The organism is Devosia sp. 1566, from assembly GCF_004005995.1.
Classification (GTDB): domain Bacteria; phylum Pseudomonadota; class Alphaproteobacteria; order Rhizobiales; family Devosiaceae; genus Devosia.
Genome location: NZ_CP034767.1, coordinates 3,869,538 through 3,895,509 on the forward strand (window position 1 = coordinate 3,869,538; position 25,972 = coordinate 3,895,509).

Annotated in this window: 22 protein-coding genes; 10 read left to right on the top strand and 12 right to left on the bottom strand. The window is 63.4% G+C overall.

Features of this window, described 5'->3' with window-relative positions:
* Positions 1-25: 25 nt before the first annotated feature.
* Positions 26-1,105 (bottom strand): AI-2E family transporter, encoded by a 1,080-nt coding sequence (locus ELX51_RS18385; protein ID WP_127754851.1) that lies wholly within the window; start codon positions 1,103-1,105, stop codon positions 26-28.
* A 186-nt stretch (positions 1,106-1,291) separates the two neighbouring features.
* Between ELX51_RS18385 and ELX51_RS18390 the strand changes: the two genes are divergently transcribed.
* Positions 1,292-1,870, top strand: a complete 579-nt coding sequence (locus tag ELX51_RS18390) for an alpha-ketoglutarate-dependent dioxygenase AlkB (protein WP_127754852.1) — start codon at positions 1,292-1,294, stop codon at positions 1,868-1,870.
* Positions 1,871-1,919: 49 nt separating this feature from the next.
* Here the strand turns inward: ELX51_RS18390 and ELX51_RS18395 are convergent, their stop codons facing one another.
* From ELX51_RS18395 to ELX51_RS18405, 3 genes are read right to left on the bottom strand one after another with little or no spacing between them, the layout of a single operon-like run.
* The gene (locus ELX51_RS18395) at positions 1,920-5,078 is read right to left on the bottom strand and encodes an efflux RND transporter permease subunit (RefSeq protein WP_127754853.1); all 3,159 of its coding nucleotides are present in this window, start codon (positions 5,076-5,078) and stop codon (positions 1,920-1,922) included.
* Positions 5,079-5,086: 8 nt separating this feature from the next.
* Entirely contained in the window at positions 5,087-6,268 is a 1,182-nt protein-coding gene (locus ELX51_RS18400) for an efflux RND transporter periplasmic adaptor subunit (RefSeq protein WP_164854919.1), read from the bottom strand.
* A 40-nt stretch (positions 6,269-6,308) separates the two neighbouring features.
* On the bottom strand, positions 6,309-6,872 hold the full coding sequence (locus tag ELX51_RS18405; RefSeq protein WP_127754854.1) for a TetR/AcrR family transcriptional regulator: 564 nt from the start codon (positions 6,870-6,872) through the stop codon (positions 6,309-6,311).
* Positions 6,873-7,130: 258 nt separating this feature from the next.
* Between ELX51_RS18405 and ELX51_RS18410 the strand changes: the two genes are divergently transcribed.
* From ELX51_RS18410 to ELX51_RS18430, 5 genes are all read left to right on the top strand, one after another.
* The gene (locus ELX51_RS18410; RefSeq protein WP_127754855.1) at positions 7,131-7,406 is read left to right on the top strand and encodes a YtcA family lipoprotein; all 276 of its coding nucleotides are present in this window, start codon (positions 7,131-7,133) and stop codon (positions 7,404-7,406) included.
* Positions 7,406-8,452 carry a multidrug transporter subunit MdtN gene (gene mdtN / locus ELX51_RS18415; protein ID WP_127754856.1) on the top strand — a complete coding sequence of 349 codons (1,047 nt, stop codon included), beginning with the start codon at positions 7,406-7,408 and terminating at the stop codon, positions 8,450-8,452. The genes ELX51_RS18410 and mdtN overlap by 1 nt, the downstream gene beginning before the upstream one ends.
* 19 nt (positions 8,453-8,471) lie before the next feature.
* Positions 8,472-10,433 (top strand): FUSC family protein, encoded by a 1,962-nt coding sequence (locus tag ELX51_RS18420; protein WP_164854920.1) that lies wholly within the window; start codon positions 8,472-8,474, stop codon positions 10,431-10,433.
* A gap of 26 nt (positions 10,434-10,459) precedes the next feature.
* The gene (locus tag ELX51_RS18425; protein WP_164854921.1) at positions 10,460-11,965 is read left to right on the top strand and encodes a TolC family protein; all 1,506 of its coding nucleotides are present in this window, start codon (positions 10,460-10,462) and stop codon (positions 11,963-11,965) included.
* Positions 11,966-12,124: 159 nt separating this feature from the next.
* The gene (locus ELX51_RS18430) at positions 12,125-13,057 is read left to right on the top strand and encodes a manganese catalase family protein (protein ID WP_127754859.1); all 933 of its coding nucleotides are present in this window, start codon (positions 12,125-12,127) and stop codon (positions 13,055-13,057) included.
* A 39-nt stretch (positions 13,058-13,096) separates the two neighbouring features.
* Here ELX51_RS18430 and ELX51_RS18435 read toward each other — a convergent pair whose 3' ends face one another.
* Together ELX51_RS18435 and ELX51_RS18440 are read right to left on the bottom strand one after the other, a co-directional pair.
* Positions 13,097-13,798 carry a glutathione S-transferase gene (locus ELX51_RS18435; RefSeq protein WP_127754860.1) on the bottom strand — a complete coding sequence of 234 codons (702 nt, stop codon included), beginning with the start codon at positions 13,796-13,798 and terminating at the stop codon, positions 13,097-13,099.
* 73 nt (positions 13,799-13,871) lie between these two features.
* Positions 13,872-14,774 (bottom strand): LysR family transcriptional regulator, encoded by a 903-nt coding sequence (locus ELX51_RS18440; protein WP_127754861.1) that lies wholly within the window; start codon positions 14,772-14,774, stop codon positions 13,872-13,874.
* A 91-nt stretch (positions 14,775-14,865) separates the two neighbouring features.
* On the opposite strand from ELX51_RS18440, the gene ELX51_RS18445 reads away from it, so the two are divergent.
* Entirely contained in the window at positions 14,866-15,744 is an 879-nt protein-coding gene (locus tag ELX51_RS18445) for an aldo/keto reductase family oxidoreductase (RefSeq protein ID WP_127754862.1), read from the top strand.
* Between the two features lie 60 nt (positions 15,745-15,804).
* Here the strand turns inward: ELX51_RS18445 and ELX51_RS18450 are convergent, their stop codons facing one another.
* The 6 genes from ELX51_RS18450 to ELX51_RS18475 all read right to left on the bottom strand — a co-directional run bounded on the left by ELX51_RS18450 (position 15,805) and on the right by ELX51_RS18475 (position 22,291).
* Positions 15,805-16,545, bottom strand: a complete 741-nt coding sequence (locus tag ELX51_RS18450; protein ID WP_127754863.1) for a ribonuclease activity regulator RraA — start codon at positions 16,543-16,545, stop codon at positions 15,805-15,807.
* 28 nt (positions 16,546-16,573) lie between these two features.
* A complete protein-coding gene (locus ELX51_RS18455; protein WP_127754864.1) occupies positions 16,574-17,734 on the bottom strand; it encodes a mandelate racemase/muconate lactonizing enzyme family protein in 1,161 nt (386 codons plus the stop codon).
* Positions 17,735-17,752: 18 nt separating this feature from the next.
* Positions 17,753-18,850: an ABC transporter ATP-binding protein gene (locus tag ELX51_RS18460; protein WP_127754865.1), complete on the bottom strand. Its 1,098-nt coding sequence runs from the start codon at positions 18,848-18,850 to the stop codon at positions 17,753-17,755.
* Positions 18,851-18,861: 11 nt separating this feature from the next.
* Positions 18,862-19,656: a carbohydrate ABC transporter permease gene (locus ELX51_RS18465; protein ID WP_210258578.1), complete on the bottom strand. Its 795-nt coding sequence runs from the start codon at positions 19,654-19,656 to the stop codon at positions 18,862-18,864.
* Positions 19,657-19,766: 110 nt separating this feature from the next.
* Entirely contained in the window at positions 19,767-20,726 is a 960-nt protein-coding gene (locus ELX51_RS18470; protein WP_127754866.1) for a sugar ABC transporter permease, read from the bottom strand.
* An 80-nt stretch (positions 20,727-20,806) separates the two neighbouring features.
* The gene (locus ELX51_RS18475; RefSeq protein ID WP_127754867.1) at positions 20,807-22,291 is read right to left on the bottom strand and encodes a sugar ABC transporter substrate-binding protein; all 1,485 of its coding nucleotides are present in this window, start codon (positions 22,289-22,291) and stop codon (positions 20,807-20,809) included.
* Positions 22,292-22,527: 236 nt separating this feature from the next.
* Between ELX51_RS18475 and ELX51_RS18480 the strand changes: the two genes are divergently transcribed.
* Genes ELX51_RS18480 through ELX51_RS18490 form a run of 3 tightly spaced genes read left to right on the top strand, consistent with a single transcriptional unit; the run spans position 22,528 to position 25,853 of the window.
* A complete protein-coding gene (locus ELX51_RS18480; protein ID WP_127754868.1) occupies positions 22,528-23,229 on the top strand; it encodes a GntR family transcriptional regulator in 702 nt (233 codons plus the stop codon).
* A gap of 42 nt (positions 23,230-23,271) precedes the next feature.
* Positions 23,272-24,441: a mandelate racemase/muconate lactonizing enzyme family protein gene (locus tag ELX51_RS18485; protein WP_127754869.1), complete on the top strand. Its 1,170-nt coding sequence runs from the start codon at positions 23,272-23,274 to the stop codon at positions 24,439-24,441.
* 53 nt (positions 24,442-24,494) lie between these two features.
* The gene (locus ELX51_RS18490; RefSeq protein ID WP_127754870.1) at positions 24,495-25,853 is read left to right on the top strand and encodes a mandelate racemase/muconate lactonizing enzyme family protein; all 1,359 of its coding nucleotides are present in this window, start codon (positions 24,495-24,497) and stop codon (positions 25,851-25,853) included.
* Positions 25,854-25,972 lie beyond the last annotated feature (119 nt).

Genomic DNA, 25,972 nt, shown 5'->3' on the forward strand with positions numbered 1-25,972 from the left:
GCGGGGTCGCCCATGTCGCCACCGCTCAAACCGTCTCGGCTGTGTCCTCGCTGCTCTCGCTCAGCCGATCATCGGTGAACTGCGACCACACCGCCATAAACAGCGCCGCAACCAGCGGCCCCAGCACAAAGCCGTTTGCCCCGAACAAGGACAAACCCCCGATCGTGGAAATCAGCACCACATAGTCGGGCAGCCTGGTTTCGCGGCCCACAAGCACGGGCCGCAGGAAGTTGTCGATCATGCTGATCACCAGCGCACCAACAAGAACGAGGATGATCGCCTTGGTGATCTCGCCGGTCAGGCCGAGATAAACAGCAAACGGCGCCCAAACCAGAAAGGCGCCAACCGCCGGCAGCAGCGACAGCACCGCCATCACCACGCCCCAAAGCAGCGGCGCTTCGATGCCAAGCAACCAGAACGTAACCCCACCAATCCCACCTTGGGCAAGGGCGATCAGCACATTGCCCCGCACCGTCGCCTTGACCACCGAAACGAACTTGGCGGCAATGTCGTCGGTCCGGGTGCGGTCAAGGGGAACTGAGTTGCGGATCATCAGCACCAGGGACCGGCCATCCCGGAACAAAAAGAACAACAGGTAAAGCATGATCGCGAGGCCAATAACGAACTGTAGCGTGCCTTGCCCGATGCCAAGGGCGCCGCTGGCAATGGTTTGGCCGGTGTTGGAAAGGGCTGAAAGCACGCCGTCCTGGATCTCGCGCAGATTGCCCAGATTCATGTCGGCCAGGGCCTTGTTGGCAAAATCCGGTAAAACCGCCTGTACCTGGGCCAGCGCATCGGCGAGGCTAAAATCGCTTTCTTGGAGCCGCCGGATCAAGGACGAGACTTCAATCGAGAAGGACGCAATGACCAGGCTGGCGGGGATCAAAACCACGCATATACAGGCTAGCACGCTGACCACGGCCGCAAGGCTGCGCCGGCCACCAAACCAAACGGTCAAGCGCCGCTGCAGCGGATTAAACAGAATGGCGAGGATCACCGCCCACAAAATGGCGCTGTAATAAGGCAGGAGCAGCCAAACAAAGGCTGCAGTGATCGCGACCACCAATGCCACGAAGCTGATGTTTTGAATGCCTTGTCTCGACATCGATGGAGCCCTTTTCGGTTCGCCTTCCGCAGCTGCTGCCAAGAGCGTGCGTACTGAACCCGCGAAGCGCCAGCTTCGATCCCCAGCAGTTGAGGTCCTTCACCGCGACCTGGGCGCGGGCCGAGCTCGCGCGCCCTCATTGTGGCTGCAATGGACGCACACCGCCGTTCCGGGTAGCCTCAGCCCATGATCTCGCAACCCGACCTTTTCGGCTCGCCTGGGCCGGTGCTCCCTGAGGGCTTCCGCTATTTTCCTGACGCCATCCCGCCTGCCATGCAGGAGGACGTCCTCGGGCAGGTGCGGCAACTGCCGTTCCAGGCCTTTGACTTCCATGGCTTTGAAGGCAAGCGCCGGGTGGTTTCCTTTGGCTGGCGCTATGATTTTTCGACCGAACGGCTGGCGCGGACTGACCCTATTCCCCCTTTCCTTTTGCCGCTGCGCGATCAGGCGGCGGCCTTTGCCGGCATCGAGCCGGACCGGCTGCAACAGGTTCTCGTCACCGAATATGGGCCGGGCGCACCCATCGGCTGGCACAAGGACAAGGCCGTCTTTGGATCCATCGTGGGGGTATCGTTGCTGTCGGCCTGCACCTTCAGGCTCCGGCGCAAGGCGGGCGCCAAATGGGAGCGCGTCTCGATCACCGCCGAACCCGGCTCGGCCTATCTGCTCTCGGGCGCGGCCCGGACCGAATGGGAGCACTCCATTCCACCCGTGGAGCAAACCCGGTTTTCCCTCACCTTCCGCGAGCTGCGCAACCAGCCCTAGCAGCCCATCGCAACAACAAAGGGGCAGGTCTTGCCTGCCCCTTCCTGTCTTATTCGGCCGCAACAGCCGGCGCGCTGGCCGCCGCTGGCGCAATGGGCTCATCAACCCCGATGCGCTTGGGCTTGGCCCGCACCAGTTTCATGATGAACACGAACAGCACCGGCACAAACAGCACTGCCAGCAGCGTGGCAGCGATCATGCCGCCCAGCACCGTCGTGCCGATGGCGTTTTGGCTCGAGGAGCTGGCGCCCGTGGCGATCGCCAGCGGCACCACGCCAAGGGTAAAGGCCAGCGAGGTCATGATGATCGGGCGGAACCGCAGATGGGCCGCCTCGATCGTGGCCTCCAGCAACGGCTTGCCATCGGCCCAGCTATCCTTGGCGAACTCGATGATCAGGATCGCGTTCTTGGCGGAAAGGCCGATAATGGTGATGAGGCCCACGGTGAAATACACGTCGCTCGCCATGCCGCGCAGCATCACGGCAAGCACCGACCCGATCACCCCCAGCGGCACCACCAGCATCACCGACAGCGGGATCGACCAGCTCTCATAGAGTGCGGCCAGCAGCAGGAACACAAAGGCCACGGTCAGGGCCATGAGGAACATGCTTTGCGAGCCCGACTGGATTTCCTGGAGGGTCTGGCCCGTCCATTCAAAACCAAAGCCGGCCGGCAACTGGGCGGCAAGCCGCTCCATCTCGGCAATGGCATCGCCCGAGGTAAAGCCCGGGGCCGCCGAGCCCGCGATGCGCACCGCCGGATAGCCATTATAGCCCACGATCTGCGCCGGCCCCAGTCGCCAATCGGCCTTGGCAAAGGTCGACAGCGGCACCATGCCCCCGTTGGAATTGCGCACGGTGAGGTTGAGCAGATCGCTCACATCCATGCGCTGCCCGGCATCGGCCTGCACCGTCACGCGCTGCATGCGCCCCGCATTGGGGAAGTCGTTCACATAGGCCGACCCCAGATTGGTGGAGATGGTCGAGCTGATATCGGCAAAGCTGACGCCAAAGGTATTGGCCTTTTCACGATCCACGATCAAATTGATCTGCGCCGTATTGGGCATGCCCTCGACGCGCAATCCCCGCAGCACCGGGCTTTGCGACGCCAGCCCCATCAACTGCTGACCGGCGGCGGCAAGCGCCGCCTGTCCCTGCGATCCACGATCCTGCAAGCGGAAGGTGAACCCGTTTGAGGTCCCGAGCCCGGCAATGGGCGGGGGCGACAGAGCAAACGAGATGGAGTCGCGCAGGCCGAACAACTGGCCGTTGACCCGATTGGCGATGGCGTCGGCGGAGTTGTTTTCGTCGCGCTCCTTCCAATCTTTGAGCGTGATGAAAGCCAGGCCCGCATTGTCGCCGGCGCCCGAGAAGCTGAAGCCGTTGATGGCGATAATGTCTTCCACCGCGTCTTCGGCGAGGAAAATGCCTTCCACCTGCTTGGTGATCTCGGCCATGCGGTTGTTGCTGGCCCCTGGAGGCGCCTGCATGTCCGCGATCAAAAAGCCCTGGTCTTCACTGGGCAAAAACGAGGTGGGCAATTGCATATAGGCCCAGCCCAGCCCGACAATCAGCGCCAGGTAGATCACCATGAACCGGCCGGTGCGCCGCACCATCCAACCCACGCCCTTGGAATAACCGCCCGTGGCGCGATTAAAGGTGCGGTTGAACCAGCCAAACGGCCCGCGCTTTTCGTGGTGGCCCGGCTTGATCGGCTTGAGCAGCGTCGCGCACAGCGCCGGGGTCAGCGACAAGGCCAGAATGCCCGAAAAGACGATCGAGATCACCATGGTCAGGCTGAACTGCTGGTAGATCACGCCCACCGCGCCTGACGTAAACGCCAGCGGCACGAACACGGCCGACAGCACCAGCGTGATGCCGATAATGGCACCCGAGATCTGCTTCATCGCCTTGCGCGTGGCCTGGAGGGGCGGCAGCCCTTCCTCGGCCATGATGCGCTCGACATTTTCCACCACCACGATGGCGTCGTCGACGAGAATGCCGATGGCGAGCACCATGGCAAACATGGTCAGCACATTGATGGAAAAGCCCGCCGCCAGCATCACCGCGCAGGTGCCCGCCAGCGCCACCGGCACCACCAGGGTAGGAATCAGCGTGTAGCGGAAGCTTTGCAGGAAAATGAACATCACCACAAAGACCAGCGCCATGGCCTCGATCAGGGTGTGGATCACCTTCTCGATCGAGACTTCCACAAAGGGCGCGGTGTTGTAGGGAATGCGGTATTCGACCCCGGGCGGGAAGAACTGGGCGAGCTCCTCCATCTTGTGTTCCACCGCTTCGGCGGTCGCCATGGCATTGCCGCTGGGGGCCAACTGCACGGCAAAGGCCGCCGCCTGCTGGCCGTTGATACGGGTGGAAAAGCCATAGCTCTCCGCCCCGATCTCGATCCGCGCCACATCGCGCAGCCGCACCGAGGAGCCATCAGGATTGGCGCGCAACACGATCGAGCCAAAAGCCTCGGGCGTCGACAATTGCCCGCTCACCAGGACGCTGGCGGAAATCTGCTGCGTCAGCGGATTGGGCTGCGCCCCGATCCGGCCGGCGGCCACCTGGGCGTTCTGGCTGGCAATCGCCGCGGTCACATCGGCCGAGGTCAGGTTCAACCCCAGCATCTTGTCGGGGTCGAGCCAAACGCGCATGGCGCGCTGCGAGGCAAACACCTGCGCCCGGCCAACGCCTTCGATGCGGGCGATTTCGCTGGTCACATTGCGGCTGAGATAATCGCCCAGCCCCACGGCATCCATCTTGCCGTCGGTGGACACGAGCGCCACCATCATCAAAAAGCCCGAACTGGCTTCCTGCACCTGCACGCCCAGCCGGGTCACGATCTGGGGCAGCCGGGATTCCACCCGCCGCACCGCGTTCTGCACGTCAATCGACGCGTTGGCCAGCTCGGTGCCGGTCTCGAAAGTGGCATTGATCGTGATCATGCCCGACGCATCGGACGTCGATTCAAAATAGATCAGCCCCTCGACGCCGTTGAGCTCGTCCTCGAGCGGGCGCGTTACGCTCTGGTAGATTTCCTCGGGCGAAGCGCCGGGATAGGTGGCGTAAACCGAGACTTGGGGCGGCGCCACATTGGGATATTGCGCCACTGGCAGATTGGGGATGGCGAGCACGCCGGCCACCACGATGAAAATCGCGACGACCCAGGCGAAAACCGGCCGCTCAATAAAAAACCCAGCCATATCAGTCCTCAGTTCGCCTTGGCGGCGTCAGCCACCGGCGCTTGCCATTCTTGCGGATTGACCGTCGCGCCCGGCCCGATCTTCTGGAAACCCTCCACTACGACCTTGTCGCCGACCTCAAGACCCTGCGCGATGAGGTAGCGGTTGCCCAGCGAGCGGCCGACCTGCACCACCCGCAGTTGCGCAACATTGTCTTCGCCCACCACGTAAACCTGCGAATTGCCACCGGCATCGCGCAGCAGCGATTGCTGCGGCACGGTGATCGCGTCCTGGTCAAAGGCCTGCTCGATCAGCACCCGCACATAAAGCCCCGGCAGCAGGTCGCCATCGGGATTGGGAATTTCGGCCCGCATCGTGACCTGGCCGGTGCTGGCATCGACAGCCGCTTCCTGGAACAGCAGCTTGCCCTCATGGGGATATTGGCTGCCATCATCGAGCTTGAGCGTGACCCTGGCTGCGTCCTCGCCGGCGCTGACCAGCGTGCCATCTTCCAGCGCGCGGCGCAGGGCGATGAGTTCGCCCGAGGACTGGGTGAAATCGGCATAAACCGGGTCGAACTGCTGAATGGTCGCGAGGCTCTCGGGGCTGTTCGCCGTGACCAGCGCCCCTTCGGTGATCAAGGCCCGCCCGATGCGCCCGCTGATCGGCGCCCGCACTTCGGTATATTCCAGGTTGAGGCGCGCCCCCGCCAGATTGGCTTCGGCCGCCGCCACATTGGCATTGGCCTGCGCCAGGGCAGCCGTTGCGCTTTCCAGCACCTGCTGGCTGGCCACATTTCGCTCGCGCAGCGTATTTTGCCGCTCGGCCTGCTGGCTCGCCTGCAACTGCCCCGCCTTGGCGCTGGCCAGGTTGGCCTCGGCACTCGCGACCTGCACCGCAAAGCTGGCCGGATCGATGCGGTACAGCACATCGCCCCGCTCCACCTGGCTGCCCTGCTCGAACACCCGCTCCACCACGATGCCCGACACCCGCGGCCGCACCTCGGCGATCCGGGTGGGCACGATGCGGCCCGGCAACTCGTTGACCAGCGCCACCCGCTCGGGCTTGACCGTCAAAACGCTCACCCCGGCCGGCGGCATCGCCGGTGGAGCCGCCGCTTCAGATTGTCCATCAGCATCGCTGCAAGCGGCAAGAACGGCTACCAGCCCGATGGCCAAGGCGGCCCCGGATACGCGTTTCACAAAGTTCACGGGAGTTGTAGTCCTGGTTGGTCAGAAGATGGTGGTGGGTTCAGTGGGGGTCGAGATCGTCCAGCTGCGCCAGCTTGCCGATCTCGGCGAGCAGCTCCTGCCGCTCGCCATCGGGCCAGCTATGGGTGCCAAACCATTCGAGCGAGCGCATGCCCTCAAGCGCGAGGAATGCCAGCCGCGCGCCCGCCGTGGCGCCGGGGGCTGAAACCGCCTGGATCTCGCGTTCATAGTGTTCGCTGATGACCTTGGTGAGCTCCAGATCATTGGTCAGCGAGGCGCAAAGATTGCGCGCCACGGCTCGCTGTTCTTGCGGCAGGGCGGCCATTGTCAGTTCCACATGGGCGGCAATGCGCCCTGAGGCGCCCTGGACCGGCTGATCCAGTTCGGCTTGGTCGAGCATGCGCTGCCATTCGTTGAAACGGCGTTTGACAATGAGGCGGATCAGGTCCTGCTTGCTGCCGCAATCGCGCACGACGCTGCCCTTGCTGATCCCCGCCTCCACCGCGACGTCCTCAAGGGTGAAATTGGCCGCGCCATTCTGGGCGATGACGCGCTCGGCCGCGTCGAGGATGGTGTTTTCCTCGATAGTCCTGTGGCGCGCCATGACCAACCCCGATTAATTCCTGAACAGTCAGCTATTATTGCTGGCGGACCCTGTCAAGCGTAGCGCCGCGCGGTTGGTTACCGCCGGCAAAGCAGCGCCACACCACCCCGCTACGCCACCCAGCTCGCACCCGCATTCGCTCCGGCGCTTGATATCCGTCAGCCGCGCCGCTCGCCCTATTGCTAGAAACGAACTGCAATTGGCGTGGTCCGGCCGCTTCCGGCCGTCTTCACCGCGAGCGGAACACGGGAGCTTGGGGTGCAATCGAGGGGGTGGGGCACAGCTGTCGTTTTAGCCGTTGCCCTCCCCGGCTGCGCCCGCGTCCCTCACGCCCCATCCGTTCCCATTTTCGGCTCCTATTTTCCCGCCTGGGTGATCTGCGCCGTAGCCGGCATCATCATTGCGGTGATGATCCGCGCGCTCTTCATCCTGCTCCATATCGATCAAAACCTGCCCACTCCGCCGCTGGTTTATCTGTGCCTCTCCATCAGCGCCGGCATTGGCTGCTGGCTGGTCTGGACGGGGTATTTCTGATGCTGGGCAAAATCTTTGGCAGATTGGTCGGCTATGCCATCTTCATCCTCACCGCCGGGATGATCTATCTGGCCTGGAGCGAGGGCGCCGCCAATCCCAGCTCAGATTTCGCCGAGATCGATGCGCCCCTCGTGCAGATTTCCCCCAATGTGCCGGGCCGCATCATCGAGATCCCGGTCAGCAACAACGCCGCCGTCAGCAAGGGCGATACCCTGTTCCAGATCGATCCGGAGCCTTACCGGTTGCGACTTGAACAAGCCCAGGCCGAGCTGCGCGCCACTCAATCCGAACTCGCCCAGGGTGAGCGCAACATTTCGGCCGAACAAGCCAATGCCGATGTCACCCAAAAACAGATCGAACGCGCCCAGTACAATTCGGACCTCGCCAAGCAGACCCTTGACCGGCTCGAGCCCCTGCTCAAGCGCGGCTTTGTCACGGCCCAGCAGGTCGATGAAGCCCGAACCGCCTACAACGATTCCCTAGTGAGCCTCGAGCAGGCACTTCAGCAATCCCAAGGCGCCACCGAGGTGATCGGCACGGTGGAAACGCGGCAAGCCCAGGTCGAAACCGCCACCGCCACCGTGGCCCTGGCGGAACGGGACCTCGCCAACACCACTGTGCGCGCGCCCATCGACGGCATCATCTCGGGCCTCACCATGGCTCCAGGCGAATATGTGCTGACCGGCGTGCCCGCCTTTGCCATGATCGACACCTCCAAATGGGAAGCGGTGGCGTTTTTCCGCGAAACCGAATTGCCCAATATCGCGCTGGGTGACGAGGCCGATGTCTACATCATGGCCGATGCCGAGTTGAGTGTGCGCGCCACGGTCACGGCGATCGGTTGGGGCGTTCGCTCCACCGATGAAACCACCATTCTGGGGCTACCCGTGCTGGCCAATTCACTCAATTGGGTAAAGGTGGCCAAGCGTTTCCCGGTTTATCTGGAAATGCATGAGCCACCCTCCTCACTGCTGCGCGTCGGGGCGTCGGCAGTTGTCGTCGTGGACAGACCTTCGGATCGCCGCGATGCTCCCCGTCAGCCCTAGGCCCAGGCTTCGCGACGTCTTGATCGAAGAACTGCGCCCCCATCAAGGGCGGCTTGGCGCGTCCCTGCGCACCGCGCTCTGCTGCGTGATCGTCGTGGTGCTCTCCATGAGCCAACAGGTGCCCGAAGCGGCCTTGTCCTGCTATCTCGTGTTCTTTGCCAGCCGCAACAATGCTGCCAGCGGCATCGTCATTGCCTTGGCCCTCATCATGGCCGCAAGCGTCGGCATCGCGCTCGGCGTCCTGGTGCTCGACATCGCGGCCGACGAACCCATGGTGCGCCTCGCGCTCGTTGCGGCCTTCACCTTTGGCGGCATGTATTTCTCCGTCGCCACCTCCGCCGGCTCCATTGCTGCCACGGTCGGTTTCGTCTTCGCTTTTGTGCTCACCCTTAACGATTTCGTACCCATTCCGGGCCTGCTGGTCCGCGGGCTGAGCTGGATGTGGGTTGTGGTGTTCTTCCCCATGGCGACCCTGGTCCTGGTCAATGCTCTGATCGGTCCCAATCCCAACACCATGACCCGCCACGCAATTGGCAAGCGCCTGCGCACCGGCGCCAGGGCGCTGCGCGGCGAGGCCGGGGCGGGCGCTGCGGCCCTGGCTCTCCTGTCCGAAGAGCCCGAGGAAGGCGATGAACTGGCTTCTCCCATCCAGCTGGCCGCCCTGCTCGGCTATGCCAGGCCAGCCGAAGCCGCGCGCCTCGGCGCGACCTTGCCCACCAGCGAAACCCTGCTCCTCGGCACGCTCGATGCGCCCCGCGATCCCGCGCTCGCCGCCGATCTCGAGCGCCTTGCGACCCTGATCGAAGAACGAGCCCCCCACCGGGGCGGCTGGCAACCCAAGGCCTCCTCCCCCGCAACCCAGCCGCTGGCCGAAGCGGCCGACCGGCTGGCCGATCTCTGGAGCGGACGCACGCCCCTGCCCCCCGGCCCGGGACCCAGCCTCGAGCTAACGGCCGACACCTTCACCAACCCCGCCTATCTGCACTTCGCCCTCAAGACGACGCTCGCAGTCTTTATCACCTACGCCATCTACACCGCCCGTGACTGGTTTGAAGTGCATACCGCCATGATCACCTGCTTTTACGTAGCGCTCGGCACCACCGGCGAAACCCTCCACAAAGCCACCCTGCGCATCATCGGCTGCCTCATTGGCGCCGCCATGGGCGTTGGCAGCATCCTCTTCCTCATGCCCCACATGACCGATATCGGCCAGCTCATGCTGCTGGTGGGCGTCTGCAGCTTCATTGCCTCCTGGGTCGCCAATGGCTCGAGCCTGATCCAATATGCCGGCTGGCAGATGGCGCTGGCCTTTTTTCTCTGCACCCTGCACGGCTTTGGCCCCTCGCTCGACATCGGGGTCGCCACCAACCGGGTGCTCGGCATCCTGATCGGCAATGTCGTGGTGGCCATTGTTTTTCTGTCCTTCTGGCCCACCAGCGTTGCCGGCGTCATCGCCGGCCATCTATCGCACGCCCTCCAAAGCCTCGCCACGGCCCTCCGGCGCCCTTATCCCGGCGCGGCCGAACCCGCCACCGAGATTGCCGAAGCCCACCGCCTCACCCTGATCTCGGTGTTCGAGCCCGAATGGCTGCGCCTCAGCTCGCCCGTCCTGCCCCATGTCGCCGCCATCCTCGAAGCCAGCCAGCGCGCCGTACCCGAGATCGCGCGCTTGCAGCTGCGGCGCCAGACCGGGCGCTTCCTGCATGGCGCCCCGCGCAGTGTCAAAGCAGCAACGCTGGCGCAGGAAGCGTCCGTGGGCGGGTTTTTAAAGACTGCCGCCGATGCTATCCTCGAGCCTGCCCCGGAGGCCCGGATCATGCTCGACCAGTCGTTGCATCAAGCCTTCCAGTCGCTGCAGCGCCTCGAGCGGCTGAAGCGCAAGGCGCCTCGCCGGGCCCGCTGGCGCGCCGACCTGGAGGGCGCCATCCACTCCTATCAGAAATTGCTGCTTGGTTTTGCTCGAACGCTCGAGGCAATCTAATGCTTGTGCACCGGCTCCCCCAACTCTTGGCTGTTCTGCTGATGGGGGTGGGGCTGGCCAGCTGCTCCCCCTCCTCCCTCAACCTCGCGCCCGCCAGTGCCACCACGCCCTATCATGGCGTTGCCGGCGCGCCGGCGCTCGACAAGGGCACCCGGAACTTCGCCGCCGCGCCCGACCCCAGCATGCCCATCGTGGTGACGACGCCGACGCTCAATTCCTCCACCACCTACAGCCTGCCCCAGCTCATCAACATCGCCCAGCTCGCCAGCCCCGCCACCCGCGCCGCCTGGCAGCGGGCGCGCGAAGCGGCCGCCGCGACCGGGGTGGCCGAAGCCACCTATCTGCCCGTGCTGTCAGCCGATGTTTTAGCCGGCTTTGCCGCCACCTCCACTACCGCCCCGGGCCTGCAAACCGAGATCCTCGACGTCCCCATCGACATCCCCAACGGCACCATTACCACCTCGGGCGTGCAAGTGGTGCCCGCGCTCGCCATCGAATGGCTCCTGTTCGACTTTGGCTCGCGCGACGCAGCGCTGGCCAGCGCGCAACAGCTGTCCTTTGCCGCCAATCTCGGCTTCACCCTCGCCCACCAAAAGCTGATCTACGATGTCAGCAACGCTTATTACCAATACAACGCCGCCCGGGCGCAGACGCGGATCAATCGCGAAGCCCTCGACAATGTCAAAGTTGTCCTCGCCGCCGCCGAGGCCAAGCTGAAACAGGGCCTCGCCACCACAATGGAGGTCGCTCAGGCCAAGCAGCAGGTGGCCCAGGCCGAGTTCGACCTCACCCAGGCCGTCGGCCAGGAGCGGAGCACGCAATCCATGTTGCTGGGCGCCATGGGCGTGTCGCCCCTTACCAACATCAAGGTGCAGGACATCAGCAACAAGCCGCTGCCGAGCAAGCTGCCCGCCAATCTTGACCGGCTGATCATCGCGTCCCTGCAGCGCCGCCCCGATGTCCAGGCAGCCTTTGCCCAGATGAAGGCGAGCGAGCAGGGCATCCTCGCCGCCCAGGCCAATTTCATGCCCAAAGTGGCGCTGACGGGCAATCTCAGCGCCGTTCTCGGCAGCTATTCGGTGGATGACAGCCGCTTTGATGCCGATGCCTCGCTCACCGTCGCCCAACCCAATGCCGCCGTGCTGCTGGGCCTCAGCCTGCCCATCTTTGATGGCGGCCTGCGCGACTCCCAACTCGAATCCGCCCGCGCCAATGCCGCAGCCTCCGCCGATGATTTCAACCGCCTGCAAAGCACCGCCGCCCAGGAGATCGTTGTCGCCTATGACGTGCTGCGCACCAGCCTTTCGGGCTATGCCGCCGCAACTCAGCTCGTCAACGCCGCCCGCACCAACAACGACGCCGCGGTGGAATATTACAGCACCGGCATCGGCACCCTGCCCGAAACCAGCGTGTCCCATGCGGGGCTGCTCAAGGCGCAATATGCCCAGGCCCAGGCGCGCAGCAATGCGTTTTCCGCCGCCGCGGCCCTCGCCTTTGCCACGGGAACCTTGACCAGCGCGCATGGTCTTTAATGCCGGCGCTGCTCGCTGCCCCGCCTGGCGGCGGCCGCTAAAATAAACGACGATTGCTCATGCTGTGCCCAAGCAACCGGCAAGACTATTTCCCGTTTATCGGAACGTCCCCGCGGGGCCACCGTTGCTTCTGCTTGGCTAACACAAGGAGTGCCAAGCATGTTCATGCGCGTCGATCGCCTCATAACCGAGCTGCCGCCCCCCAAAAAGCAGGATCCCAATGCTGCGGCCGCACTGCAGGAACTGCTGGGTGGCAAATATGGTGAAATGTCCACCCTCGGGAACTACATGTTCCAAAGCTTCAACTTCCGCAGCAAGGACAAGCTGCGCCCCTTTTATAGCCTTGTCGCCTCGATCACCGCCGAAGAACTCGCCCATGTGGAGCTCGTGAGCAATGGCGTGGCCATGCTCAACAACGGCCCCGAAAAGCCGGGCGGCGATGCCGGCCCTGGTGGCGATATTTCCAAGTCGCCCTTCGAGGCCATGCAGGATATCCGCCTTGCGGCGGCGTTCCTTTCCAATGGCGGTGGCGCCACGCCGGTCAACTCCAATGGCGTCAGCTGGAACAATGATTTCATCACCACCACCGGCAATCTGATCTTTGATCTCTTGCACAATTTCCATCTCGAATGCGGCGCGCGCCTCCACAAGCTGCGCGTATACGAGACCCTGAGCGCTGACGACGCCACGGGCCGGGAAGTGTGCGGCTATCTGCTGGTGCGCGGTTCGGTGCACGCTCATTCCTATGCGCTGGCGCTCAAAAAGCTCACCGGCGTCGAGATCGAAAAGATGCTGCCAACGCCCAATATCCCGTTGGCCAAGATCCCGGAATGCCAGAAATACCTGGACGAAGGCTCCCATCGCCGCCTCTACACATGGAGCCAGAACGACTACAAGGACATCTCGGGCATCTGGTCCAATGACGAAGTCGCCCTGCCCGGCGATCCTCCCGGCCCGCTTGAGGTCGTTGAAGGCATGCCCAATGGCGGCAAGATGCAGCAGCTCCAGGGCGTCCCATCGGCTTTCACCCCCGATTATGCCCCCGAGGAATTCTACGAAATCGCCGCCAAGCTCTACCAGGCTTCGCGCTGATCCCATCGGGGCGGCTTCGGCCGCCCCCCTCCCCGCCACTCAGCCATTGAGTATCTTGGCCATGGATTGGCCGATCTGCCCGCCGGCATAAGCATCGCCGTAATCGGCCCGCGCCTTTTCCGCCAGCGCCGCCAGACTGGGCTGCGCCGCCACCCGCCGCGACAGCGCCAACGTCCGCGGCGCCGTATCCGCCAGCAACGCCTCGATCCGGCTGAACCGGTCCGCCACCGTGGTCCAGAGCGTTGCCGTGATCACATCGGCAATCCCCGGCCCCTCCCCGCCCAGCAGCAAGCCGGCGTCCTCGGTCAGGCCGTGGCGGCTGCCCAGTTCCTCCCACAGCGTCATCCACTTGGCAAAGCGCGGCACATGCTCCTGCCAGCGCACCTCGTTCCACATCTCCATGCCCCCTTGCAGGGTCAGCTCGTCGATCACGTCATTGGCGTCGTTGACCACTTTCATGGTCAGGGCGCGCAGTTCGGCCGTCGGCGGCATTAGCCCGAGCGTTTCCCCGAGATAAAGAACAATTGCGGGCATCTGCGACACGGCAAAGCCGTTGCCATTGTCGATCAAGACGGGCGGGCCCATGAACGGCACCGGCATCTGGGCGACCGGCTGCCCCATCAGGGCTGCGATCGCGCCATCATCGCGTTCGCTCCAGCTTTTCCCTGCGAAAGCCAGCACTGCCCGCACGAACTGGCCGCGGAATGGCACCGACCAGTATAGCAGCTCATAATCGGCCACGATCCCTCTCCTCATGCTTGGGAAGGAACCAACGAAGCCGTACCCGGCGGCGTTCCCGTTTGACCGATCGCCCTTAAAACTTGCCCGACTTGATGAAATCCACAAAAGCGCGCAGAGGCGCTGGCACCAGCCGACGGCCGGGATAATACAAAAACGGCCCGCTAAAGCTCGACCACCATGGCTCCAGCACCGGCACCAATTCGCCCCGCTCGAAATGGGGCCGCAACCAATCCTCGAACAGCGCGACGATGCCCATGCCCGCAATCGCAGTATCGATCGCCAGCTCCATCGCTGCCCCGGCCTGCACGATCAGCGGACCCTTGGGCTCGATGCTGACCCGCTCCCCATCGCGCTCGAAATCCCAGGCAAACAGCGCCCCACTCGGAAATCGGCCCTGGAAACAGGCATGTTCGAGCAACTCGCGCGGATGGCCGGGCGTGCCCCGTTGCGCGAGATAAGCCGGCGCGGCTCCCAGGCCAAAGCGCTGCACCCGCGGCCCGATCGGCACCGCGATCATGTCCTGAGCCAGCTTTTCCTCATAGCGGATGCCGGCATCGCACCCGGTTGCCAGAAGGTCCACAAAGCTTTCATCGGCCACGATCTCGACCCGGATCTCGGGATAGGCAGCCAGGAACGGGGGGATGATGGCGGGCAGCACCGTGCGCGTGGCGCTGACCGGCACATTGAGCCGCAGCGTGCCCATCGGGCGCTCGCGATGCACGTTGACCACGTCTACCGCCAGCGCAATCTCCTGCAGCGCGGGCGCAAGCCGCGCCAGCAGGTCGCGCCCCGCTTCGGTGGGTCCGACGCTGCGGGTGGTGCGATTGAGCAGCCGCACGCCCATTTGCGTTTCAAGGCGCCGCACCGCGTCGCTCAGCCCCGAAGGGCTGCGGCCCAGCTCCCGCGCGGCATCACGAAACCCTCCGGCGCGCGCCACTACCGCAAAGGCACTGAGGTCATTGAGGTCGAAATCCACTGTTCGCCCTTCCGCACAGCCCGTGCGGATTGTGGGGCGTTATCAGGCCAATCGGCAAGCCCTATCTTGGTGCGACAACTGGAGAATGATCATGTCCACAATCGAAATTGCCGGCACCTATCCCCTTGCCGACCGTCCCGTAAAGCGCCTCGGCTATGGCGCCATGCAACTCGCCGGCCCGCATGTATTCGGTCCCCCGCGTGATCCCGACGCCGCCCGGGCTGTTCTGCGCGAAGCCATTTCGGCCGGGGTCAACCACATCGACACCAGCGACTTCTATGGCCCCCATGTCACCAACCAGCTGATCCGGGAGGCGCTAGCGCCCTACCCTGCCGACCTCGTCATCACCACCAAGATCGGCGCGGTGCGGGGCGACGACGCCTCCTGGTTGCCGGCATTCTCGGCCACCGACCTCGCCCAGGCGGTGGACGACAACCGGCGCAATCTCGGGCTCGATGTGCTCGACGTGGTCAATTTGCGCATCATGTTCGGCATGGGCCCGACTGAAGGCTCGATCGAAGCTCCGCTGACCGCTCTGCTCGAGCTGCAAAGCCGTGGCCTCGTGCGGCATGTCGGGCTGAGCAATGTCACCGCGACCCAGGTTGCCGAAGGGCGCAAGCTCGCGTCCATTGTTTGCGTGCAGAACCAGTACAATCTGGCCCACCGCGAGGACGATGCGCTGATCGACGAGCTCGCCGCTGCTGGCATCGCTTATGTGCCGTTCTTTCCGCTAGGCGGCATTTCCCCGCTGCAGTCGGCGACGCTGTCGAACGTGGCGGAGCGCCTCGGCGCCACCCCGATGCAGGTGGCCCTCGCCTGGCTGCTCCGCCGCTCACCCAATATTTTGTTGATCCCCGGCACGTCCTCGGTGGCCCATCTCCGGGAAAATCTGGCCACCGCGCAACTTGAACTCTCCGCTGCCGATATGGAGGAACTCAACAGCATCGCCGCTCCCGCTGCAGCGTCGTAACCGGCTTTGCAGCCTTGGCCGGCCATGCGCTCCTCCAACGCAGGGCCGGCCGGCAGGGCCCTAGCGCAGCGGGTTCTCGCGCCGCCAGGCCTCGTATTCTTCCTGGGCATCGGGATGGAGCGGGTAATAGCGCTGCAGCGATTCCCCGGCCATCAGCTTCATGCGCGAGAATTCCTCCCACTCGGCATGCTTCTGGCCGTCCTCGATCACTTGTTGCGCCATCGACACCGGCACCACCACCGCGCCATCGTCATCGGCCACGATGATATCGCCCGGCACCACGGTCACCCCGCCACAGGCAATGGTGACATTGACCGCATAGGGGTAGATATCGGTCTGCACATGGTAGTTGGGCGACCAGCCCTTGAGCCAGAGCGCGAGGTCGAGCTTTTCCACATTGGGCCGATCGCGCATCACCCCGTCGATGATGATGCCCGCGCCCCCGCGGCCCTTGAAATAGGTGGACATCATGTCCCCGAAAATGCCCGAGCGCATGTCGCCGCGCGCATCCACCACCACCACATCGCCATCCTGCACATGATAGAGCACATGCCGGTGCAGCTGCGTTTCGGGATCGGCATATTCGCCTTCGCTAAAGAGGTCGGGCCGCTGCGGCAGGCATTGCAGCGTCAGGGCCGGCCCGCAGATCACCTTGCCCTTGGTCTGGGGCAGGATGCCGGTCATATGCGGGTTGCGGAACCCCATATGCCCGAGCGTGCCGGCAATGGTCGCCGCGCCCAGCCCGCGCAAGCCCTCGATCAATTCCTTTGCCGGCCGTTGTATCTCGGCGCCACTCGTCATTCGTCTTTCCTCCACTTTGGCCGGCCGCCTACCAATTGGTCACCGAACCATCTCGGCGCCGCAGATGCGGCGCTTCCCAGAACTCAAAACTCTGCCGCGCCAGGAGGTCTTCATTGACCTCCACCCCCAGCCCCGGCGCATCGCTGACCCGGTAAACCGCGCCCTCCAGCTGCGGCTGCACCGGAAAGAAATCGGCGTTGTTAAAGCCCAGCCCGCGTTCGGGCTCCCGCGTCTCGAGCCAGGCGAAATTGGGCACGGCCGCCGCGAAGTGCACGGTCGCGGCTGTGCAGACCGGCCCCAGCGGGTTATGCGGCATCAGGTCGACATAATGGGCCTCGCTCCAGCCAGCGACCTTCATCGCCTCGGTCAGCCCACCGACATTGCACACATCGAGCCGATTAAACTGGTGAATGCCCCGCTCGATATAGGGCAGGAACTGCCACTTGCTGGAAAACTCCTCGCCGATGGCGAAGGGAATATCGGTCATCCCGCGCAGCGATTGGTAGGCTTCGGGCGTCTCGTCGCGAATGGGCTCCTCAAGGAAATCGAGCACGCCCTTGTCGAGCTTGTTGCAAAAGCTCGCCGCCTCCGCGACCGACAGGCGGTGGTGATAATCGATCCCCAGCACCACGGCGTCGCCCAAGGCCTCGCGGGCCCGGTTAAGCAGGCGCGCCGTGCTGGCAATGGATTCGCGGGGCTCGAAAATGTCACGGCTATCCTGCCCGATGGGGAAAAAGCGGATCGCGTCGAACCCCATTTCCATCAGCTCAACGGCCCGCTCGATCGCGCCTTCCCCCGCACTGTCACCGGTGGAGGCAAAAGTGGGGATCACGTCGCGCTGCTTGCCCCCCAGCAACTGGTAGACCGGCACGCCCAGCGCCTTGCCCTTGATGTCATGGAGCGCAATGTCGATGGCCGAAATCGCGGCCTGCAGCACCCGCCCGCCCTCGAAATATTGGCTGCGATACATTTCCTGCCAGATCCGGCCGATCTGCATCGCGTCCTGCCCGATGAGGAACTCGCGGTAATGCTCGACCGCCCCGGCCACGGCCTTCTCGCGCCCGGTGAGGCCACTTTCGCCCCAGCCAAAGATCCCGCCATCGGTTTCGATCTTGAGCAGGAACTGGTTGCGGATACCCACGCGCACGGCAAAGGGCGTAATGGCAGTGATCTTGAGCTGGAACGGCATGAGCAGGGGTAATCCGGATTATGCCGAGCGCAGCGCCATTTCGGTTTCGCCATCGAACAGATGCATGCGCTCCTGGTCGAATTCGAGCCAGACCTGCTCGTCGGGCGCGACCTGCACCGTGGGTGGCAGGCTGATATTGACGATCGAGCTCGCGACGAACGCCTGCACAAAGGTGATGTCGCCGGTGGGCTCCACCGTATAAACCCGCGCCGGCACCGCCCCGTCCACCGCCGATTTGTGCAGCCGGATGGTCGAGTGCCGCGCCCCCAGCACCACTTTGCGCGAACTGGCGCCCGCGACCTTGCGCGCATTGGCCTCCGAAAGCGGCATGTGCCAGCCCTCGGCGCTGGTCAGCACCGTTTGCCCATTGGCACTGCTGGCTTCCAGCGGCACCAGACTCATGGCCGGGCTGCCGATGAAGCTTGCGACAAACATGTTGACGGGGTGGGCAAAGACCTGCGCCGGGGTATCATATTGCTGCAGCAGCCCCCCATTCATGACAGCCATCTTGTCGGCCATGGTCACGGCTTCGAGCTGGTCATGGGTCACATAGATGATGGTCGCCCCCAGATCCTGGTGGAAGCGCTTGATTTCCGAGCGCATCTGCACGCGCAGCTTGGCATCGAGATTGGACAGCGGCTCGTCCATCAGGAACACCGCCGGGTCGCGCACCAGCGCCCGCCCCAGCGCCACGCGCTGCTGCTGCCCGCCCGACAGCTCGCGCGGCTTGCGCTCGAGCAGATGGGTGATGTCGAGCACCTTGGCCGCCGCACTGACCTTGGCCTCGATCTCGGCCTTGGGGAGCTTTCTCATCTGCAGCGGGAAGGCGAGGTTCTGGAACACGCTTTTTTGCGGATAAAGCGCATAGTTCTGGAACACCATGGCGATGTCCCGGTCCTTGGGGTCGAGATCGTTGACCACCCGGTCCCCGATCACGATGTCCCCCGAGGTGATCGGAATCAGCCCCGCCACGAGATTGAGCGTCGTCGTCTTGCCGCAACCGGACGGGCCGACCAGGGCAACGAACTCGCCATCATTAACTGTCAGGGACACGTCCTTGGCCGCATAAATCGAGCCATAGGTCTTGACGAGATCCTTGAGAACCACCTGAGCCATGGGGCAACTTTCTAGTGTTTGACCGCGCCTTCGGTGAGCGCACGCACGAAATATTTCTGGAGCACGAGGAACAGCACCACCACAGGCACGCTCATCATGAAGCTTGCCGCCATCAGACCCGGGAAATCGGTGGTGTTTTCCGAAAAGAACCGCTGGATGCCGACGGGCAGGGTCAGCTGGTCGTTCCGGGTGAGGAAGGTCGCGGCATAGATGTATTCGTTCCACGCCCCGATAAAGGAGTAGATCGCGGTGGCGATGATCCCCGGCGCCGAAAGGGGCATGACGATCAGGAGGAACGCCTGGAAGCGCGTGGCCCCGTCGATCCGCGCCGCCTGTTCGAGCTGTACCGGGATGTTGTCGTAAAACCCCTTGAGCAGCCAGATCGCCAGCGGCAGCCCGAAGGTCAGGTAAGTCAGGATCAGCGAGCCATGGGTGTTCACCAGTCCCAGCACCCGCATCAGGATGAAGAGGGGCACGAGGAAAATCACCGCTGGGAACATGTTGCGCAGCAGCACCGCGAAAAACAGGAATTTCCGCCCGGGAAAGCTGAAGCGCGAAAAGGCGTAGGCGGCCGGCACCGCCACCACCACCGCCATGATCGTGGTGCAGACCGATACAAAGAGGCTATTCCAGAAAAAGCGCAGGAAATCCTGGCCCACGCTGTTTTGCGGATCGAGCAGCTTCTGGTAGCTCGCCAGCGTCGGCTCGCTCGGCCACCATTGCGGCGGGAACTGCATGGCGGCAAAGCCCGATTTGATCGAGGTCAGCAGCATCCAGATCATGGGCAATGCGGTGTAAACCAGCATGAAGCCGAGAAAGATGCGCCCCGCCCAGCGCCAGCCATCGATCTTCTTGCGCCCACGCGGGGCGGTAATTGCGGTGCGGTCGGATGAGGCAGCGGTTTGGGTGATGCTGGTCACGCGCCGTGCTCCTTTTTCTCGTTGCCGCTGAGCGCGCGGACATAGAAGTAGCCCAGCGCCATCAGGATGATGAACAGCAGCACCGAATAAGCCGAAGCCACGCCCCAGCGCTGCCGCCCGAAGGCCAGCTCATAGATGTGGGTGATCCAGATATGGGAGGCGTTGGATGGCCCGCCGCCGGTCATGATCCAGGGGATAATGAAGGAATTAAAGTTCGCCACTGCCAGCAGCAGGATGGTGACCGTCGATACCCCGCTCAGATAGGGAAAGGTCACGTGCCAGAACCGCTGCCAGGTCGAGGCGCCATCGACCTTGGCGGCGCGCAGCAATTGCTCGGGCACGGTTTGCAGTCCGGCCATGATCATGATCATGGCAAAGGGGAACTCGCGCCAGATATTGACCACGATCAGCGAGGGCAAGACGGTGTGGACATTGTCGATGAAGTTGGGCTGCTGGTCTACCAGCCCCATTTGCACCATCACCGCGCCCAGGATGCCGAAATCGGAATGGTACATCCACTTCCAGATATAGGACGCCGCCACCGCGCTGATCACCCAGGGAATGATGAGGATCGCGCGCAACACGGCCCGGCCGGCGAAATCACGGTGCAGCGCCAGCGCCGCCGCATAGCCCAGCACAAAGGCGATGAGTGTCGAGGCAAAGGTCCAGATCACCGTGTTGAGGGTAACGCGCCAGAACACATTGCTTGAGAGGATCGTGGCGTAGTTCTCGAGCCCGACAAAGTTCTTGTCGCGCAGCTGCAGGCCGGGGGGCGTTTCAAAGAACGACAGGTCGATCGTGTAATAGATGGGATAGGCGATGACGATCAGCATGACGATGATCGCGGGCAGCACATAAAGATAGTCGGCCCGGCTGGACCATATCTGCTGCAACACACTGGGGCGAACAATGCGCGCCTGGGCAGGGGCGCTGGCAAACCCGATCTGGGTGGTCATTGTGGCTCTCGTGGTGAGAGAAAAACTAACCGGCAGCGGCGCAGGGCTGCCGCCGGTCGCGTCTTCTGTGCCGGCTGGGCCTAGAGCCCGCCGCCGCCCGTCAGGTCGCGCACCTTTTGCGCCGCATCATCGGCCGCTTCATCGACCGTCATCGCCCCGGTCAATGCGTTTTGCAGCATGTCGGGAATGATGATGTTCATGATTTCGGGCGTCACTGGCAGCGCCGGGAACGGCACGCCATAGGGCAGCATGGCGGTGGTGACATCGAGGAACTCGATGTTTTCAAGCCGCTCCTTCATCCAGCTGGTCTTGAAGCCATTCAGATTGCCCGGATTGGAGCCCGCATAGGCCATTTTGAGCGACCATTCGGGGCTGGTCCAAAAGCAGGTCATCGCCTTGGCCGCTGCCTCGTCCACGACACCGCCATCCACATATTCAGGCTTGAGGATGTGGATATTGGAGCCGCCGAACACCACCGCGCGCCGCCCGTCGGGGCCGGTGGGAATAAGGCCATAGCGCATATTGTCGATGACGGTCTGTGCCTTTTCCTTGTCGGCGCCCGTGGCCTTGGCCTGCAGGTCCAGCATCACGTCATAGTCGGATGGGTGCGACACCATCATCGCCACCTGGCCGGCCAGAAACAGCGGCTGGTTGTCGGCCTGCTGGTTGGTCAGTGCTGAAACCGGCACCGATTTGTCGCGCACATACATGTCATAGGATGCCTGCAGCGCCGCCTTGCTTTCGGGGCTGTCGAGGCGAACCTCTTCATAAGTCGGGTTCGGGTCGGCTTCGTCGAACACGCCCCCGCCATAAGCCCAGAGCTGGGGCATGAAGCGATAGGGGGTATTGCCCGCATTCTTGCGCGCGACGAGCCCATAGCCGGCAATGCCCAGCGTGTCGTGGATCTGCTTGGAATAGGCGACCACCTCGTCCCAGGTTGCCGGTGGCTTTTCGGGATCAAGGCCGGCCCGCTCGAAGATGTCGGCGTTCCAGATAAAGCCCATCGTCTCGTTATTGGTGGGAATGCCGTAGGTCTTGCCTTCCCACATCACCGACTTCATGGCGCCCGGCCAGAAATCCTCGCTCTTCCAGCCCACGTCTTCCGGGCTGAGCTCCTGCAAATAGCCCTTGGAGGCAAATTCAACCCCACCCAGGATCTGGAGGCGCACCATCATCGGTCCGGCATTGCCCAGAAGCGCCGTGCGGAATTTGTCGAGCAGGTCGTTATAGGTCAGCGCCTGCTCCTGCAGCTCGATATTGGGATAGGTTTCCCGGAAGGCGACAAAGAAGTCCTTGTAGTACTGGCGCAAGAGGTCCGGGTCGCCCTCGAACACGCCCTGGTACCAGAAGGTCAGCTTGCCTTGGTAATCGAGCGGGGTGACGGCCCCGCACTGCTCGGCCGTGTCGAACTCCTCGGTGCCCGCGATCGAGCGCACATATTCCGGCGACCACTGGCTGATATCGACACTTTGCGCGAGCACGGAAGTGCTCATCATCGTCGACACAGCGAGCGCAGTTATTGCTGCGCCATGCACAAGGGCACGGCCCAAACTGGGCTTCCTCATCTCGTCCTCCTGTCATCCGCTGGGCTCGGCGCAGCGGGCTCCCTTGGCGATCGGACAGCGGGCTTGTGCCTCTTCTGTCTCGCGCCACCTCGGGCAGGTTTGCAGACAACAAATAATGTGTCAACGGGCTAAAATTGCACATTATCGGCAAGATTCATTGTACGATCCAGCCGTACGCTGGCTAGGCTGGTGCTCGCGTTCGACAATGCCAACCCATGGAAGTGACGGGACTACCAATGAACGACTACAAGGCGCAGCCGCCCGTGGGCATGGAGCCCAGCGGCGCGACTCCAGCCGGTGATTCGGTTTACCAGCAGATCCGGGACGACATCATTTCGGGACGCCTTGTGGCCAACGAACGCCTGGTGGTGGCCGAACTGGCGCAGCGCCATAACACCTCCGCCAACCCCATCCGCGAAGCCCTGCAGATGCTGCGTGGCGAGGGCTTTGTCATCATTTCCCCCAATCGCGGCGCCCGGGTGCGCCCGATCGACCAGGATTTCGTGCGCGACATCTACGAGATCGGCGTCTTGATCGAGCCCGCACTCACCCGCTGGTTCGTGGGCATGGCGACGAGCCAGGATATTGCGCAGCTCAAAGCGGTGCAGGACGAGATCGAGGCTAACAATTTCGCCGATCCCCTGCGCCACAGCGAACTCGATACCCGCTTTCACACCATCATGTATGAGCGTCATTACAACCGCCATGCCGCCGAGCTCTGGTGGAAGCACCGCGAAGTGCTGCGCGCCGTCAGCCGGCGCTTTGATTTCACCCTGGCGCGCCGCGCGCAGGTCATGCGCGAGCATCGCGAGCTGATCGCACTGATCAAGGCGGGCGATGCCGATGGGTCGGCGGCGCTCGTGGCCCAGCATGTCGAGGGCTCGGGCCGCCATATTCTGGAACATATGCGTGCCGCCGAAACGGCACGGGCGAGTTAGCGCCGCATCTGCACAGCAATCGGCGCCTTGGGGAGGAAGGCAATGAAGATAACTGGCGTCAAACCTTGGCTGATCAAGTCAGCCGCATCCTATTGGGGCGAGTTCCTCTTTGTGGAGGTGACCACCGACGAGGGCGTCTCGGGTTGGGGGGAGATCACCACCACCACCTATGTCGCCAACCGGGCGCTTTGCGTCATGCTGACCCAGATCAGCAAGATCATCGAAGGCGACAACCCCGCCCATATCGAACGCATCTGGCACAAGATCTTCCGCAATTTCACCTATATGGGCAGCCGCGGCGCCGCAGTGGAATGCACCAGCGCCATCGACATCGCCCTGTGGGATATCCGGGGGAAGGTGCTGGGCCAGCCCATCTATGAATTGCTGGGCGGGCCGGTGCGCGAGGACATTCTCCTTTACACCCACCCTGACCAGCGCAAGTTCACCAGCCCGGAAGCCGTCGCCCAGGAAATCCGCGACATCGTGGCGTCCGGCCACACCGCGCTCAAATTCGACCCCTTCCCCCAGCAAGGACCGGTGCTGGCCAACGGCATCGCCCGCGAACAGTTCGAGGGCTATCTCGATGGCACGATGACGCGCAAGGATGAGCGCGAAGCCGCTGAACTGACCGAACTCATCCGTCAGACCGCCGGGCCCGATATCGAAATCCTCATCGATGCCCACGGCCGCTTTGACGTGCCCACCGCCATTCGCCTTTGCCGCTCGCTCGAGGAAGCCGGCGATATCGACTGGTTCGAAGAACCCGTGCCGCCCGAAAGCTTCAACGCCCTCCAGCAGGTGCGCGAGAAGGTCAATTGCCCCATTTCCTGGGGCGAGCGCGGCCACACCAAATGGGATTTCGTGCCCATCCTGCAAAACCAGCTCGCCGACTACATCATGCCCGACGTCACCTGGACCGGCGGCATCACCGAGCTCAAGAAGATCTCGGCGCTCTGCGAAGCCTACTACATCCCCGTTTCGCCCCATGATGCGGCCGGGCCCATCAATGTGGTGGCGGGCGCGCAGGTGATGATGACCGTGCCCAATTTCTACCGGCTCGAAACCTCGGAATGGAATTTGAGCAAATACGACCACCTGATCGACAAGCCGCTCGACAACTCGAACGGCTCGCTCAAGCTCAACCGGGCCCCCGGGCTCGGCATCGAAATGAACCGGGCTTATCTGGAGGAAAACCTGGTGGACCTCGCCTGAAGGCGGGAACGGGCGCGTGGAGGCGCCCCAGTGGGAAAGGGAGGAATTGACCCATGAACGAGATCAACACCAATGAGTTGATCCAAGCCAATGTGCGCACCAGCTCAAGCCCGAGCGATCTGCGCATCACCGATATCCGCGTCGCCGAAATCGTGGGGGCGCCGTTCATCAGCGCGCTCCTCAAGATCTACACCAATCAGGGCATAGTCGGCTTTGGCGAAGTGCGCGACGGCGCCAGCGCCACCTATGCGCTGATGCTCAAGAGCCGGCTGCTCGGCGAAAACCCGCTCGATGTGGATCGCCTGTTCCGCCGCATCAAGCAGTTCGGCGGCCACGGCCGGCAGGGCGGCGGCGTTTCGGCTATTGAGATTGCTCTATGGGACATTGCCGGCAAGGCCTATGGCGTGCCGATCTACCAGATGCTGGGCGGCAAGTTCCGCGACAAGGTGCGCATGTATTGCGACACCGATGCCAGCGTCGCCAGCGGCACCGAAACCGGCAAGCGGTTGAAGGAACGGATGGCGCTGGGCTTCACCTTCCTCAAGATGGACCTCGGGCTGATGCAGGTCGTCGATACCCCCGGCTCCGTTGTGGCGCCCGCGGGCTCGCTTGAGGGCTATCGCATCCATCCGCCCCGCGGCCACGGCAAGACGCTCGAAGACCGCCGCGCCCGCAACGCCGTCTACGACACCCACAATGTGCGCCACCCCTTTACCGGGCTCAACTTCACCGAGCGCGGGCTCGACCAGCTCGAGCAATATATCCACGAAGTGCGCGAGGTGATCGGCTACGAGATCCCGCTCGCCATCGACCATGTCGGCCATATCTCGCTGCAAAGCGGCATCCGGCTCGCTCGCCGCATCGAGAAATACGCCCCGGCCTGGCTCGAGGACGTGATCCCCTGGCAATATACCGAGCAGTATCGCGAGCTGCAGCAGGCCACGACCGTGCCGATCTGCACCGGCGAGGACATCTATCTGCGCGAGGGTTTCGAGCCGCTGCTGGGTTCGGGCATTTCGGTGATCCACCCCGATCTGCTCACTTCGGGCGGGATTCTCGAAACCAAGAAGATCGGCGACGCCGCCCAGGAACAGGGTATCGCCATGGCCATCCACATGGCCGAAAGCCCCATTGCCTGCATGGCCGCCGCCCATGTCGCCATCGCCACGGACAACTTCATGGCGCTCGAATACCATTCGGTCGAGGTCGACTGGTGGGACGACATCGTCACCGGCCTGCCCAAGCCCCTGGTGCAGAACGGCTTCATCACCGTGCCCGACAAGCCGGGCCTGGGGATCGACGACATCGTCGACGAGGTCATCGCCGAGCACCTGCAGGACGGCGTCAAGGGCATCTGGCTGCCCACCGACCACTGGAACGACGACTATTCCTGGGACCGGACGTGGAGCTAGGCTTTTTCCCCGACGGGGAAAATAGCCCCGCCTCTTCGCGCAGCGAAGATGGCTCAGGCTTCCCGGCCTTTTCGCGCAGCGAAAATGGCGAGCGTCTATTCTGGGCAAAACCATCGCCC

What these genes read in the sequence shown, in the direction of transcription:
- ELX51_RS18405 (WP_127754854.1), bottom strand. Translation starts at nt 6,872, where the DNA reads ATGGCGCGCCACAGGACTATCGAGGAAAACACCATCCTCGACGCGGCC.
- mdtN (WP_127754856.1), top strand. Translation starts at nt 7,406, where the DNA reads ATGCTGGGCAAAATCTTTGGCAGATTGGTCGGCTATGCCATCTTCATC.
- ELX51_RS18445 (WP_127754862.1), top strand. Translation starts at nt 14,866, where the DNA reads ATGTCCACAATCGAAATTGCCGGCACCTATCCCCTTGCCGACCGTCCC.
- ELX51_RS18460 (WP_127754865.1), bottom strand. Translation starts at nt 18,850, where the DNA reads ATGGCTCAGGTGGTTCTCAAGGATCTCGTCAAGACCTATGGCTCGATT.
- ELX51_RS18490 (WP_127754870.1), top strand. Translation starts at nt 24,495, where the DNA reads ATGAACGAGATCAACACCAATGAGTTGATCCAAGCCAATGTGCGCACC.
- ELX51_RS18430 (WP_127754859.1), top strand. Translation starts at nt 12,125, where the DNA reads ATGTTCATGCGCGTCGATCGCCTCATAACCGAGCTGCCGCCCCCCAAA.
- ELX51_RS18485 (WP_127754869.1), top strand. Translation starts at nt 23,272, where the DNA reads ATGAAGATAACTGGCGTCAAACCTTGGCTGATCAAGTCAGCCGCATCC.
- ELX51_RS18480 (WP_127754868.1), top strand. Translation starts at nt 22,528, where the DNA reads ATGAACGACTACAAGGCGCAGCCGCCCGTGGGCATGGAGCCCAGCGGC.
- ELX51_RS18455 (WP_127754864.1), bottom strand. Translation starts at nt 17,734, where the DNA reads ATGCCGTTCCAGCTCAAGATCACTGCCATTACGCCCTTTGCCGTGCGC.
- ELX51_RS18395 (WP_127754853.1), bottom strand. Translation starts at nt 5,078, where the DNA reads ATGGCTGGGTTTTTTATTGAGCGGCCGGTTTTCGCCTGGGTCGTCGCG.
- ELX51_RS18470 (WP_127754866.1), bottom strand. Translation starts at nt 20,726, where the DNA reads ATGACCACCCAGATCGGGTTTGCCAGCGCCCCTGCCCAGGCGCGCATT.
- ELX51_RS18475 (WP_127754867.1), bottom strand. Translation starts at nt 22,291, where the DNA reads ATGAGGAAGCCCAGTTTGGGCCGTGCCCTTGTGCATGGCGCAGCAATA.
- ELX51_RS18385 (WP_127754851.1), bottom strand. Translation starts at nt 1,105, where the DNA reads ATGTCGAGACAAGGCATTCAAAACATCAGCTTCGTGGCATTGGTGGTC.
- ELX51_RS18390 (WP_127754852.1), top strand. Translation starts at nt 1,292, where the DNA reads ATGATCTCGCAACCCGACCTTTTCGGCTCGCCTGGGCCGGTGCTCCCT.
- ELX51_RS18450 (WP_127754863.1), bottom strand. Translation starts at nt 16,545, where the DNA reads ATGACGAGTGGCGCCGAGATACAACGGCCGGCAAAGGAATTGATCGAG.
- ELX51_RS18465 (WP_210258578.1), bottom strand. Translation starts at nt 19,656, where the DNA reads ATGCTGGTTTACACCGCATTGCCCATGATCTGGATGCTGCTGACCTCG.